A 13,726-nucleotide genomic window follows, 5' to 3' on the forward strand; every position below is an offset into this window, starting at 1 on the left:
CCTGAGTAGAGGCGAAAGGAGGAGATCATGTTCATGGGCACCACCCCCTTCGTCACGGTCCGCGTCAGCCGACCGATCACCGAAATCGAGTTCTGCGCCTGGGTGGCGCAGGCGGTTCCGGGAGACCGGCTGGAATACCATCGCGGTTTTCTGGTCCTCGACATCTTCCCGATGCTCGGCCGCCTGTCCGACCAGCAGCGGGCGGAACTGTCGAGGCTGGGCTCGCGGGCCTTCTGGGCCGCCGAACAGGGCCTCGTGCATCTCGTGCAGCATCGCACGGGACCGGACCAGTTCGCCTACATCGCGGTCGCCCGCCCCAAGCCCAAGGCCGCTGCCGTCTCGCTGTCCGCGCTTCTGCTCGCCGAACGCGAGGCCGCCTGATGACCGCCTTCCATTCCCTTTTCGCCGATCATGGAGACCCTTTAATGCCGTTCCCCGAGAACGCCCCAACCTGCGACGACCTGCCGGGCCTCATCCTGCAGGACATCGCCCAACTGCCCGTCGAACTGCTCGCCATCCTGCAGCGAGAGGTCGACGAGCGCATGGCCCGGATCAAGGCCGCGAAGGCTCGCCTCGATGGCGCGTTGACGGTCCGCTACGCCACCCGCGCTGACGAGGAGCGGCGGGCCGCAGGCAAGGATACCGGGACGATCCGATTTGACGATGGCGACTTCACCGTCGTCGCCAATCTGCCGAAGCGGGTCGATTGGGACCAGGATCGCCTCACCGCCGTGGTCGAGCGCATCCGTGCCGCCGGGGACGATCCGTCCCAGTATGTCGATATCGCCTTCAAGGTGCCCGAGCGGAAATTCACCGCCTGGCCGGACGCGATCCGGGCGAGCTTCGAGCCCGCGCGCACCGTGCGTCCCGGCACCCTGAAGATCGAGATCCTGCCGCAGGGGGGCGACGCATGAGCCTCCCGATCATCAGCGCCGATCAGCGGCTGGCAGAACAACGCGGCATCAAGGGCTGCATCTTCGGAAAATCCGGCATCGGGAAGACCTCGCTGCTCTGGACCCTCGATCCGGGCCGCACGCTGTTCATGGATCTCGAGGCGGGCGATCTCGCCATCGAGGGCTGGGCAGGCGACAGCATCCGGCCGCGGACCTGGACCGAATGCCGGGACTTTGCCGTGTTCATCGGCGGGCCCAACCCTGCGCTGCGCGACGAGCAACCTTACAGCCCCGCGCATCACGCCGCCGTCTGCCAGAAGTTCGGCGATCCCGCCGCGCTCGACCGCTACGACACGATCTTCGTGGACTCGATCACCGTGGCGGGACGGCTGTGCTTCGGCTGGTGCAAGGGCCAGCCCGAGGCGCTGTCGGAGAAGACCGGGAAGCCCGATGTGCGCGGCGCCTACGGCCTCCACGGCCGGGAGATGATCGGCTGGCTCACCCATCTCCAGCACACGCGGGCGAAGAACGTGTGGTTCGTCGGGATCCTCGACGAGAAGCTCGACGACTTCAATCGCAAGGTGTTCCAGCCGCAGATCGACGGCTCGAAGACCGGGCTCGAACTGCCGGGGATCGTCGACGAGGTGATCACCATGGCGGAACTGAAGTCCGAGGGCGGCGAGCCCTACCGGGTCTTCGTCTGCCAGACGATCAATCCCTGGGGCTTTCCGGCGAAGGATCGCTCCGGCCGTCTGGACCGGATCGAGGAACCGCATCTCGGCCGCCTGATGGCGAAGATCCGGACGCCCGTGAGCCCGGCCTCCGCCCGGCTGACCTACACCCCGCCGCCCGCCGATCCGGCGCCGGCCGATCAACCCAACACGCAAACCTGATCAGAGAAGGAGGTTCCCCATGGGTTCCTGGAACGATTTCAACGACGCGCAGTTGAACACCAACCTCATCCCGAAGGGCACGCTGGCCAAGGTGCGCCTGACCATCCGCCCCGGCGGCTTCGACGACTCCTCGCAGGGCTGGACCGGCGGCTATGCCACGCGCGGCTCGACCGGCGCGGTGTATCTCAACGGCGAGTTCACGGTCACCGAGGGCCAGTTTGCCCGGCGCAAGATCTTCACGCTGATCGGGCTCTACAGCCCCAAGGGGCCGGACTGGGGCAACATGGGCCGTGGGCTGATCCGCGGCATGTTGAACTCGGCGCGCGGGATTTCGGACAAGGACCAGTCGCCGCAGGCTCAGGCGGCACGGCGTATCGGCGGTTTCGCCGATCTCGACGGGATCGAGTTCGTCGCCCGGATCGATGTCGGCACCGATGCAAACGGCGACGACAAGAACGAGATCAGGGCGGCCGTCACCCCGGATCACCGCGACTATGCCGCTGTCATGGGCACGGCGGGCCTCCAGTTCGGCGGTGCCGGAAGCACGCCCCAGCAGGCCACAACGGCCACCCAGCCCAGCCAGCCCGCGTCCGCCCCCGGCGCCGCCGGTCGGCCGAGCTGGGCGCAGTAGGGGGAGACCTGCCATGCGTCTGCGCCCCCGCCAGAAGACCTTCGTCGAGCGCAGCGTGGCTGCGCTCGCCTCCCGCGGCAACACGCTGGGCGTGGCGCCTACCGGTGCGGGCAAGACCATCATGCTCTCGGCGGTCACCGGCGAGATGATCGGCGAAGGCGCCAAGGCCTGCGTGCTGGCGCATCGCGACGAGCTGACGGCGCAGAACTGCGCCAAGTTCCAGCGCGTGGTGCCGGGCGTCGCCACCTCGGTGATCGACGCCACGGAGAAATCCTGGGGCGGCCAGGTGGCCTTCGCCATGGTGCTGACGCTGGCGCGGGCCTCGAACCTCGCGGACATGCCGCGCCTCGACCTGCTGGTAGTGGATGAGGCGCACCATGCCGTCGCCGACAGCTACCGCCGTATCATCGACCGCGTGCGGGAGGCCAATCCCGACGCCCGCATCTTCGGGGTCACGGCGACGCCGAACCGGGGCGACAGGAAGGGCCTGCGCGAGGTCTTCGACAATGTCGCCGACCAGGTCCGGCTGGGCGAGCTGATCGCCTCGGGCCATCTGGTGCCGCCGCGCACCTTCGTCATCGACGTGGGCGTGCAGGACGAGCTGCGTTCTGTCCGCAAGACGATGTCGGATTTCGACATGGCGGAGGTGGCGGGCATCATGGATCGCGCCCCCGTCACTGAAGAGGTGATCCGCCACTGGAAGGAGAAGGCGGGCGACCGGCAGACCGTGGTGTTCTGCTCCACCGTCGCGCATGCCGAACACGTCACCGACGCGTTCAGGGCAGCTGGCGTTTCCGCCGCGCTGATCCACGGCGATCTGACGGCCGAGACTCGGAAGGCGATCCTCGCCGACTACGCCACGGGGGACATCCGCGTCGTGGTCAACGTGGCGGTGCTGACCGAGGGCTGGGACCATCCGCCCACCTCCTGCGTCGTGCTGCTGCGCCCCAGCTCCTACAAGTCCACCATGATCCAGATGGTCGGGCGCGGCCTGCGCACTGTCGACCCCGAGGAACACCCCGGCATCGTCAAGACCGACTGCGTCGTGCTGGATTTCGGCACCTCGAGCCTGATCCACGGCACGCTGGAACAGGACGTCGATCTCGACGGCAAGACCGAGACCGGAGAGGCGCCGACGAAGACCTGTCCGACCTGCGAGGCGGAGATCCCGCTCGCCGCCACCGAATGCCCGCTCTGCGGCGAGGTGTTCCCGCGCGAGGATCTGGATGCGGGCGAAGGCGACGGTGCCGCGCCGCTCTCTGAGTTCATGATGACCGAGATCGACCTGCTTAAGCGGTCCAGCTTCGCCTGGGTCGACCTCTACGGAACGGACGATGCGCTGATGGCCACGGGCTTCGCGGCCTGGGGCGGCATCTTCTGGCTGGACGGGGTCTGGTACGCCATCGGCGGCGCGAAGGGCGAACGCCCCCACCTGTTGGGCGTCGGCGAGCGCACGGTCTGCCTCGCGCAGGCGGACGACTGGCTGAATACCCACGAGACGGACGAAAGCGCCTTCAAGACCCGCTCCTGGCTGCGCCAGCCCCCCACGGAAAAGCAGCTCCAATACCTGCCGCCCGAGTGCCGCCACGACTTCGGGCTGACGCGCTACCGCGCCTCCGCGCTGATGACCTTCGGCTTCAACAAGCGCGCCATCCGCCAGCTGATCGACACGGCCGCCCGGCCCGAACGGAGGGCGGCATGACCCATGTCCACCTGCACCACCATCAAGGCCGAGGACCGGCGGCGGCTCTGGCATCCGCGTGGGACGCTTTGTGCTGTCTGCCGGCAACCCACCCGTGGTTTTGGCTGGTTCGATCCGCACCGAATGAGGCGACCCCGGCCCTCGGTCTGGTTCTGCTCGATGCCCTGCCAGTCCTTCTGGACGCGCTTGGCGCGGGAGCGTTTCGCCATGGTTGACCTGACCGAGGAAGAGCGCGCCGCGATCACCGTCACCATGAAGCGCGTGGCGCTGCTGATGGACGAGATCGGCTGGGCCACCCCGCTCGGCGAACTGACCGAGGCGCAGGTGCGCGCGCTGATCGAGGAAGCCGTCGAGGGCTTCCGCGAGGCCATGTCCGACATCGTCCGGGCGCAGACGCCGGAGGTGCCGTTCTGATGTTGGACTACAATCACCGCCCCAGCTTCGCCGACCGGGTCAACGCCGCCGTCGATCGGGCGCTCACCGCGGAACAGGCGACGCGGCCGCCGCGCGAGTACCTTGGCGGCTCACGCCTTGGCCATGCCTGCGAGCGCGCCCTGCAATTCGAGTTCACGGCAACGCCGAAGGACGAGGGTCAGGACTTCAGCGGCCAGTCGCTGCGGATCTTCGCCATCGGCCATGTGCTCGAGGATCTGGCCGTCGCCTGGCTGCGCGGCGCGGGTTTCGACCTCTACACCCGCAAGGGCAACCGGCCCGATGGCGGCCAGTTCGGCTTCTCGGTCGCGGGCGGGCGCATCCGCGGTCATGTCGACGGCATCATCGCTGCGGGGCCCGAAGGCTTCGGTCTAGCCGTTCCCGCACTGTGGGAATGCAAGACCATGAACGCGAAGAACTGGCGGGCCTGTGTCAAGGACGGCGTGACGAAATCAAAGCCGGTCTATGCCGCCCAGATCGCGCTCTACCAGGCCTACATGGAAGGAACGGTCCCCGGCATCTCGGCCGCGCCTGCCCTCTTCACCGCAATCAACAAGGACACCGCCGAGATGCACCATGAGCTGGTGCCTTTCGACGCCGATCTCGCGCAGCGCATGTCCGACCGCGGTGTGCGGATCCTGCAGGCGACCGATGCGGGCGAGCTTCTGCCACGCGTCGCGACCACGCCTGACTTCTTCGAATGCCGCTTCTGCCCGTGGTCCGAGCGCTGCTGGGGGCTGCCGGCATGAGCGACGGGCCCAGCGATCCATCGAATCCCGGCGAGGACACACCCATGCGCGACGACAAACCGTCAGACGAACCGAAGGAAAATATCGTCCATTTCAACCCGTGGCGCGATTTCAACGATGCCGTGCCGCAGATCGATGTGTTCGGCGATGAGCCTGACCCGGAGCAGATCGCCCGGTTCGTCGACGTGGTCGTCGGCTATTGCGACGGGTTGCTTCCGGTCCGCAGCTTCATCGACAAGGGACAGGGCTTCGACGGCCGCCCACACAACATCTGGATCGAGGCTGACGCCTCGGCGTCCGAGAAGCTCTCGACCTTTGCCGCCTGGGCGGCGCGCGAAGGCGCGGCGGTCTATGTCATCCCCGGTACCGTCGCGGAGCCCGGACAGGCCAAATCGGCGGATGTTCTGCAGATGCAGACAGTGGTGGTCGATCTCGACACCGGCGACATCGCGGGCAAGCGCGCCCATCTCGAGCGCCATCTTGGCCCGCCAACCATGGTCGTGGAGAGCGGCGGCGTAACGCCAGAGGGTCAGCACAAGGCCCATGTCTGGTGGAAACTGACCGAACCGGCCGAGGGCAGCGACCTCGCGCGGGTAACGAAGCTGCGCGGCGACATTGCCGCCAGGGTCGGCGGCGACATGCATTTCCGCTCGGCGCACCAGCCGATCCGGGTGGCGGGGTCCGTCTATTACAAGAACGGCCTCAAGACGCAGGTGCGGATCGTCGAACTGAACGCCGACAACGAACGCGACCTGTCCGAGTTCATCGACGCCGTAGCTGACATGCCACCGGCGCAGGGCATCACGATGCAGCCGACGTTCACACATGCCGACAAGCCCGCAATGGACAAGGTTCTGGTCACGCCCGTGCGCGAGGGCGCGGTCGATGACTGGTCCCGTTTCGAGGGTGCTTCCGCGGCCATCGGCTACTTCATCCGCATGGTCCACGAGGGCCGGATGACGAAGGACGAGGGCTGGGAGGGCATCTGCGGCTACAACGCTGCGATGCTGCGCCCGCAATGGCCGGTCGAGCGGCTGAAGCGGGAATCCGAGCGGCTCTGGGAACGGCATGTCGAGAAATACGGCCCGCCGCTGATCCGGCTGGACTCCGGCGCGCCGGGACCGGTCGAAATACTCACCTTCACGTTGGGCGCATTGCTGGACGATCAGAGCCCGATGCCTGTGGACATCATCGCGCCCCGCGTGCTGACGCCTGGCGGACTGCTGGTGCTGGGCGGTGCGCCCAAGGTCGGCAAGAGCGACCTGCTGATCTCCTGGCTTGTCCACATGGCCGCTGGCGTGCCGTTCCTCGGCTTCACCCCGCCACGACCGCTGCGGATCTTCTACCTGCAGGCCGAGATCCAGTATCACTATCTGCGCGAGCGGCTGAAGAAGATCGCCCTGCCGGCCGACGTGCTGGGCGCCGCTCGCGACACCTTTGTCGCCACACCCAAGCTGAAAATGCTGCTCGACAACGAAGGCAGCGTTCGGGTGGCGCGGGCGATCCAGACGGCCTTTCCGGACTCGCCGCCGGATATCATCTGCGTCGATCCGATCCGCAACCTCTTCGACGGCGGGCCCGACAGCGGTGGCGAGAACGACAACGCCGCCATGATGTTCTTCCTGAAGGAACGGATCGAGGTGCTGCGCGACCACATCGACCCGGACTGTGGCGTCATCCTCGTTCACCACACCAAGAAGCTCTCGAAACACCAGGTGAAGGAGGACCCGTTCCTCGCCCTCTCCGGTGCCAGCGCGCTCCGCGGTTTCTACACCACCGGGCTGATCCTCCACCGTCCCGACGAGGAAAGCCCCGAACGCAAGCTGGAAATCGAGCTGAGGAACGGCCCCGCGCTGCCCGCAAAGCTCATCGATAAGCGGCATGGCGCGTGGGTTGAGATCAACCCCATGAACGAGCGCCTGGTGCGACAGGAGGTCGGCGCGAAACACGACGCCGAGCGCAATCGCAAGGGCGACGTCATCCTGAGCATCCTTTTCGAGGAGGCTGCCGAGGGGCGTCTCTACACCTCGACGCAGTTCGGGGCCGCCTTCGAGAACCAGCATGGTCTGGGAAGCGAGTTCACTATCCGGCAGCGCCTGAACGTTCTGGCGACGAAAGGTTTCGTGAAGTTCCGTCGCGATCTGGCCGAACATGGCTACCCGGCGACCCGCTCGCATTTCGGCTACCTCTGTGTCGAGAAGATGCGTTTCGGCCGCGATCCGGTGATCGATCCCGACACCGGCGAGGTCCTGGCGGAAGGCGCTCCGGTCCTGCCGACCCACTTCAAATGCCCCCATTCCGGTCGCGCGCGGGAGGTCGAGAACCCCGCGGTCTGGGTCTATCCGGAGGGTCTGGAGGAATGACTTTGTCATATGACAGAGGCCTCTCTCATCTTCATGCCTCTGTCATATCCGCAATGAAATCAATGGCTTGAGGATGAGCCATGACAGAGACCACTGTCATGCCCTCTGTCATCAAAATCAGGAGAAAACACCATGGAAACAGACACTTGCCGGTCCCGGATGAGGAAGAAGAGCAAGCCCCATACTTCGTATGGGGGCCACCCGAGGGGTGTGGCCCCCGATACGGCGCCGGGTGTTCCTGCAGGTGCCCAATCCTGACCACCCCAAGATCCGACGACGACGACCCGACACCGTCAGGCACCACGTCGCCGTCGTCCTTCCAATCGAGCAGCCAACCAGAAGAGGAGATCACCCATGGCTGACCTGACACCCGCCACCACCGGTCATGCAGCGGTTCCTGACATGCCGCCCGTTCTCCATTCCAGTCGGGTGATGCTTGCGCTCGATCTCGGCACCATGACGGGCTGGGCGTTGCGCTCCGCCGATGGGCTGATCACCTCGGGCACGGCGTCCTTCCGCCCAGGTCGCTTCGACGGCGGTGGCATGCGTTATCTCCGCTTCACCAATTGGCTGGCGGAGATCGACCGGCTGTCCGGTCCCATCGCTGCCATCTGGTTCGAGGAGGTCCGTCGCCACGCGGCCACCGATGCGGCCCACGTCCACGGCGGGCTGATGGCCACACTGACCGCATGGGCGGAGTTGCGCGGCATTCCCTACGAGGGCGTCCCGGTTGGAACGATCAAGCGCCATGCCACCGGCAAGGGCAACGCCCCGAAGGAGGCGATGATTGCTGCAGCCCGTGCGCGCGGGTTCTCGCCCGCCGACGACAACGAAGCCGATGCCATCGCGATCCTGCTCTGGGCCATCGAGACCTGCGGAGGTGCGCAATGAACGGCATGCGGTTCACGCCGAAGGGCTATGGCGGCCAGCGTCGCGGTCCCGACGAGGTCAAGCGCGACAGCTGGCGCGAACAGGGTCTCCTGGCCGTCGCCCTCGACGACGGCCGGCTGACCTGGCCGGAACGGGAACTCGTCCGCCAACTCGGCGAACGGCTCTACGGCAAGCGGGAAGAGGAGGCGCGCCATGGCTGACTGGACGACGACACGGGTTGAGGACCGGCTCGACGCGGCCGCCGATGTGTTTCGGTCGTTGCCGGAGGTGAAGCCGCAGGGCTTCTTCAATGCGTGGCCCGAGTATTTCCACAGCTTCGCCGATCAGGTCGGCCAGGAACCCCGAATGCGCAAGCCTCGGCCCGGCCCCCGCGACATCACGCAGGCGGAAGAGGCGCTGCTGTGGTTGCGCTGGCTCGAGGTCGACGACGCCCGGATCGTTTGGCTGCGTGCCAACCGCACGCCGTGGAAGCCGATTTGCTGGCAACTCGGCATCAGCCGTGCAACCGCTAACCGGCGATGGCAATACGGCATCGCGGTTATCGTGTGGCGGTTGAACGGCAAGCAGGTGCCAAAGAAGCGATCGATGGAGTTCGTAACTCGCGGCGTCACACAGTCGAGGCAATAATTTCGGCATCAAATCGTTTTATTGCCGCCTCGCCAAGACTCGTTGTGGGCTCCCCGTCACGCCGGAAATTTCTTCTGATGAACCTCACAGAGCATGATCTCGAATCGGAGTAGGTTGATTATTTGCAGAAAGAGTGTCGAGCACTTCGCGAGATATGCGGCGTAGCCCAATTCCTGCTCCGGGCCGGACCCGCCCTTCCCGGAGCGGTAAACAATCTTGTTTTCTGGCGTGATCAGCTTGATGGAGGCATGATGGGACGCATTCCTAATCTGGTTGTCTCTCTCCGAACAAAGATTCGCGAGCGCAGGCGTTCCATCAAAGGGGCCAAACCTACTTGATTTATCGAGTTCAAGGTACTTCTTCCGGGTCAAAGACTGAAATTGGTCAAAAGGACGTCCAGAGGCCACGTTGTTAAGGTAGGCTAAAATATCAACCAATGATGAGAAGGTTTCGAACGCGTTTCCATAGAACATCTTTGTCTTGCCGAATTGAGCCGAGGTCACTGTAGATGCGGCATCAACATCAAGACCTTTCTTGACGCGGAAAATGACTTGGGAGAAGTCGTCGTATGCGACAAAGAACTCTCGAATAATTGAAAGATACAGCTCCGCACGATTAGGTGCCAAGTTTTCTTCGTACTCTTTGAAAAAGGTCTTGAGCTCCGGCTTATCTCGATTGTCCTGCACGATTTTGAACGCCTTGCGAAATGGGTCTTCAAATGCGGGCTGACTGAAAAATAGACAGAAGCGCCAAAGCCAGTCGTTCAAGTTGTTGAGCGGGTCGTTGGCATAAAATTCCGCAGATCCTTCGGCGATCTTTCTTTCGCTAAGTTTCCTGTGGCCGTTTCTATGCAGGTTCCAAGCCTTCTTTAGAAGTTGCCACTCACCAGAGAAATCTGCGGACCGGTAAGGGCGAGAGTTCTGCCATTTATCGGGGAAGTCCTTGAAAGCAACTAGTGAACCATGCTCCTCAGCCACTTTCATCATTTCTTGCATTTGCGTAATGCGAGGGAATGAGACGTCCCTATGCCTTTCTTCCAAGGGTACAAGGAAGTTTGCATCGACGTTCACAACAGGTGAAGCAGCTTCTTCCTCTGAAAGTTCCACGTTTTCAACTGGCTCCCCAACAAAATGAGGGATGGGGCTTCCTTCGGGCCTGACTACACGCATACCCACTGTTAATTCCTCTCCGCATCCGGAGCAATGAAATGTGTGCGTTTGATAGTGACCTGCCCCCCGCGAAATCCCTCGCCTTAATGTAGAGTCTGCGCCAACTCTGAAGGAGCAGACGAATGCGAAAGAGCCGTTTCACCGAGGCGCAGATAATCGGGATGATCAAGGAGCAAGAGGCGGGAATGCCGACTGCGGAGGTGTGCCGCAGGCACGGCCTGAGCAGCGCGACGTTCTACAAGCTGAAGTCAAAGTATGGCGGCCTGGAAGTGTCCGAGGCGGCCAGGCTGAAGGCGCTTGAGGAGGAGAATGCCAAACTCAAGCGCCTGTTGGCAGACACCATGCTGGACAACGTCGTCCTAAAGGACCTTCTGGGAAAGAGCTGACGACATTGATCAAGCGGCGAGACGCGGCGCTCCGGGTGATGCGAGATCATGACATCTCGCAGCGCCGGGCCTGTCGGCTGGTCGGTGTCGATCCCAAGACAGTCCGGCGAGAACGTCCGCCGGACTGTGCTGGCATCCGCAAGGAGATGCAGGAGATTGCCGGCAAGCGGCGTCGGTTCGGCTATCGCCGGATCGGCGTGCTGCTGGAACGCAAGGGCATGAGCATGAATCACAAGAAGCTCTATCGCATCTACCGCGAGGAAGGTCTGTCGGTGAAGCGACGACGCGGCCGGAAGCGGGCACGCGGTACACGGACGCCGATGCCGGTTGCCGCGTGGCCCAACGCGCGCTGGTCCTTGGACTTCGTGTCTGACAGCTTCGGCGCCTCGCGGAAGTTCCGGATCCTGGCCGTGATCGATGATTGCACCCGGGAATGTTTGTGCCTCGTAGCGGACACCAGCCTGTCCGGCGCACGGGTTGCCCGTGAGCTCAGCGCGCTGATCCGGATCTACGGCAAGCCCGGTTGCATTGTCAGTGACAACGGGACCGAGTTCACCAGCCGGGCGATCCTGAAATGGGCCGACGAGAACGAGGTGCCATGGCACTACATCGATCCGGGCAAGCCCCAGCAGAATGCTTTCGTCGAAAGCTTCAACGGCAGCCTGCGAGACGAGCTGTTGAACGAGGAGCTCTTTGACAGCCTGGACGATGCGCGGCGGAAGCTGGCCCTGTGGCGCTACGACTACAACGCGGTCAGACCGCACTCCTCGCTGGGCAACCAGACCCCGCAACAAGCGCGCCGAGCGCTTGAGCAATTTGAGGGCTCCGCGCACAGCGCGCTTGCGTCCGACGAGGCGCCCGAATACCAAAATCCAACCAGCAGACTCTCGTTATGAATGAGGGACCCGTGGGGGGCAGGTCAATAGGTCTCATGACCAAGACCGATCCGAACGGTATGGTTTTGACCGCAGGTGGTGCATCGAAAAGAAGTTCGGACAATCATGTTTGGCTCGTTCACACTATTTTTCGGCTGTATTTGCCCTGCGGTCTTGTTGGGCGGATACGCGCTTGACAACCTTTGTTCCAGCCTGCGTCAGCACGCTATGTCTATTGCGGAACTCGAGGCACTACAAGGAAACGGCAAGGTTCGAAATGCTGCGGGGCGAAATGGCCAAGTTGACCGGTCAAGGGTCGCTTCGCGGTCGAGACACTTTCATGTGAGACACTGAACGCCAAGACAATCAGCCGTTCCGAGGCTATCAATGAGGGCATACTCGGGAGAGGAGCGCGCAGGCACTGGCCGCGTAGCCGGCTTCCGGGGTCCAGCGAGGGGACCAGTCAGGGCCCGAACTGCCAAGCCTTTGATATCTTGGTTCCTTCCTGGCCATATTCGTATGCTGGCGGGCGAAGCGCGGGACATCGCCAGCGACAGGGCCGGATTTTTGGGAAGCCACCCGGAAGCCGGAGCCTCGCGCGCCCCGCGCAAACACCAATGAACGCTGACCTTTCGACCGGACATCGCTGGTGGCCGCTGGACCCCCGTGTGGAGTCCAGCCCGGCATCCGGAATCCGCAAGCCACCGGCATCCACCCGACCGAGGAACCCTGCCCACCATGACGCTGAGCTTCGCCCCGGACGCGATAGAGACGTGGCCGCTGTCGCGCCTCCAGCCCTACGCGAAGAACGCGAAGGCGCATGGCGCGGACCAGGTCGCGAAGATCGCTGCCAGCATGGCCGAGTTCGGCTGGACGGTTCCGTGCCTGGTCGCCGAAGACGGAGAACTGATCGCAGGCCATGGCCGCGTGCTGGCCGCAACGCAGCTCGGGCTGACCGAAGCGCCGGTGATCGTGCTCGGGCACCTGACCGAGGCGCAGCGCCGGGCGTATCGGATCGCCGACAACAAGCTGACCGAGCTCGGCACCTGGGACGAGGCGCTGCTGTCGGCGGAACTGAACGATCTGCTGGCCGAGGATTTCGACTTGTCGCTGGTCGGATTTTCCGATGGTGAACTGGACAAGCTGCTGGCCTTCGTGCCGGAGGGGGACGGTGAAGAAGGTGGCGCCGGGGGCTCCGTGCCGCCGGTGACCATCCCCGAACCACCGCGCAATCCGGCGTCGCGGACGGGCGATCTCTGGATCCTCGGCGACAACCGCCTGCTCTGCGGTGACAGCACCAGCGCTGCCGATGTGCGTCGCCTGATGAGTGGCGAGCGGGCGATCCTGTTCGCGACCGACCCACCGTATCTGGTGGACTACGATGGCTCGAACCATCCGACCCGGAACAAGGATTGGTCCGCGTCTTATGGCACGACCTGGGACGACAGTTCGCAGGGGGCGGAACTCTACGACGGGTTCATCGCGGCGGCCGTGGCCGAGGCCATCGCCGAGGACGCCGCCTGGTACTGCTGGCACGCCTCCCGCCGCCAGGCGATGCTGGAAGCGTGCTGGGAGAAGGCAGGAGCTTTCGTCCACCAGCAGATCATCTGGGTGAAAGATCGCGGCGTCCTGACCCGATCGCACTACCTCTGGAAGCACGAACCCTGTTTCATGGGCTGGCGCCGCCCGAACCGGCCGCCGAAGGTGGCCGAGCAGACGCTGCCATCGACATGGGAATTGCCGTCCTTCGCCAGGGACGACCGCCCCGACCATCCGACGCCGAAACCGCTCGACGCGTTCGGGATCCCGATGCGCCAACATGTTGCCCGAGGCGGTCTCTGCTACGAGCCGTTTTCGGGTTCAGGGTCGCAGATCATGGCGGGCGAGGCCAATGGCCGCCGCGTCTTCGCGATGGAAATCAGCCCGGCCTATGTCGACGTCGCCGTGGAACGCTGGCAGGCAGAGACCGGCCGCGACGCGATCCTCGACGGCGACGGTCGGACCTTCGCGCAGGTGAGGACCGAGCGGCTGGGCGACGATGCCGACGCCCCAACCGATGCCGCGGCAACGGACGCCGCCCCCGAACCCGCGCGAAAGCGCAAGACCGCCGCGTGA

Annotated in this window: 14 protein-coding genes; 13 read left to right on the forward strand and 1 reads right to left on the reverse strand. The window is 64.4% G+C overall.

The annotated features are described in order from the left end of the window. Window positions 1-27: 27 nt before the first annotated feature. From ACFXP9_RS12240 to ACFXP9_RS12290, 11 genes are all read left to right on the forward strand, one after another. Window positions 28-381 carry a hypothetical protein gene (locus ACFXP9_RS12240; RefSeq protein ID WP_397205111.1) on the forward strand — a complete coding sequence of 118 codons (354 nt, stop codon included), beginning with the start codon at window positions 28-30 and terminating at the stop codon, window positions 379-381. After that, window positions 381-914, forward strand: a complete 534-nt coding sequence (locus tag ACFXP9_RS12245) for a hypothetical protein (RefSeq protein ID WP_397205109.1) — start codon at window positions 381-383, stop codon at window positions 912-914. Before ACFXP9_RS12240 ends, ACFXP9_RS12245 begins: the two co-directional genes overlap by 1 nt. After that, entirely contained in the window at window positions 911-1,786 is an 876-nt protein-coding gene (locus ACFXP9_RS12250; protein WP_397205107.1) for an ATP-binding protein, read from the forward strand. Before ACFXP9_RS12245 ends, ACFXP9_RS12250 begins: the two co-directional genes overlap by 4 nt. A gap of 19 nt (window positions 1,787-1,805) precedes the next feature. After that, complete coding sequence (locus ACFXP9_RS12255; RefSeq protein ID WP_397210249.1) at window positions 1,806-2,417, forward strand: hypothetical protein; 612 nt, start codon at window positions 1,806-1,808, stop codon at window positions 2,415-2,417. A 13-nt stretch (window positions 2,418-2,430) separates the two neighbouring features. Next, window positions 2,431-4,119, forward strand: a complete 1,689-nt coding sequence (locus ACFXP9_RS12260; RefSeq protein WP_397205103.1) for a DEAD/DEAH box helicase — start codon at window positions 2,431-2,433, stop codon at window positions 4,117-4,119. A 123-nt stretch (window positions 4,120-4,242) separates the two neighbouring features. Next, complete coding sequence (locus ACFXP9_RS12265) at window positions 4,243-4,533, forward strand: DUF6511 domain-containing protein (RefSeq protein ID WP_397205101.1); 291 nt, start codon at window positions 4,243-4,245, stop codon at window positions 4,531-4,533. Next, window positions 4,533-5,300 (forward strand): hypothetical protein, encoded by a 768-nt coding sequence (locus ACFXP9_RS12270; protein ID WP_397205099.1) that lies wholly within the window; start codon window positions 4,533-4,535, stop codon window positions 5,298-5,300. The genes ACFXP9_RS12265 and ACFXP9_RS12270 overlap by 1 nt, the downstream gene beginning before the upstream one ends. A gap of 44 nt (window positions 5,301-5,344) precedes the next feature. Continuing rightward, the gene (locus tag ACFXP9_RS12275; protein WP_397205097.1) at window positions 5,345-7,663 is read left to right on the forward strand and encodes an AAA family ATPase; all 2,319 of its coding nucleotides are present in this window, start codon (window positions 5,345-5,347) and stop codon (window positions 7,661-7,663) included. A gap of 354 nt (window positions 7,664-8,017) precedes the next feature. Continuing rightward, a complete protein-coding gene (locus tag ACFXP9_RS12280) occupies window positions 8,018-8,554 on the forward strand; it encodes a crossover junction endodeoxyribonuclease RuvC (protein WP_459253778.1) in 537 nt (178 codons plus the stop codon). Window positions 8,555-8,559: 5 nt separating this feature from the next. After that, complete coding sequence (locus ACFXP9_RS12285; RefSeq protein ID WP_138579500.1) at window positions 8,560-8,754, forward strand: hypothetical protein; 195 nt, start codon at window positions 8,560-8,562, stop codon at window positions 8,752-8,754. Next, a complete protein-coding gene (locus ACFXP9_RS12290; RefSeq protein WP_138579462.1) occupies window positions 8,747-9,181 on the forward strand; it encodes a DUF6362 family protein in 435 nt (144 codons plus the stop codon). Before ACFXP9_RS12285 ends, ACFXP9_RS12290 begins: the two co-directional genes overlap by 8 nt. 56 nt (window positions 9,182-9,237) lie before the next feature. On the opposite strand, the gene ACFXP9_RS12295 is transcribed toward ACFXP9_RS12290, so the two are convergent. Continuing rightward, window positions 9,238-10,356: a hypothetical protein gene (locus ACFXP9_RS12295; protein WP_397205095.1), complete on the reverse strand. Its 1,119-nt coding sequence runs from the start codon at window positions 10,354-10,356 to the stop codon at window positions 9,238-9,240. A 116-nt stretch (window positions 10,357-10,472) separates the two neighbouring features. On the opposite strand from ACFXP9_RS12295, the gene ACFXP9_RS12300 reads away from it, so the two are divergent. Both ACFXP9_RS12300 and ACFXP9_RS12305 read left to right on the forward strand, forming a co-directional pair. Next, a protein-coding gene (locus ACFXP9_RS12300; protein WP_397205093.1) for an IS3 family transposase occupies window positions 10,473-11,632 on the forward strand; the annotation gives its coding sequence in 2 pieces (ribosomal slippage) (window positions 10,473-10,722 and window positions 10,722-11,632; 1,161 coding nt in all). A gap of 717 nt (window positions 11,633-12,349) precedes the next feature. Next, entirely contained in the window at window positions 12,350-13,726 is a 1,377-nt protein-coding gene (locus tag ACFXP9_RS12305; protein WP_397205091.1) for a site-specific DNA-methyltransferase, read from the forward strand.

It is taken from the genome of Paracoccus jiaweipingae (assembly GCF_044335505.1).
In the GTDB taxonomy this organism is placed as follows: Bacteria; Pseudomonadota; Alphaproteobacteria; order Rhodobacterales; family Rhodobacteraceae; genus Paracoccus.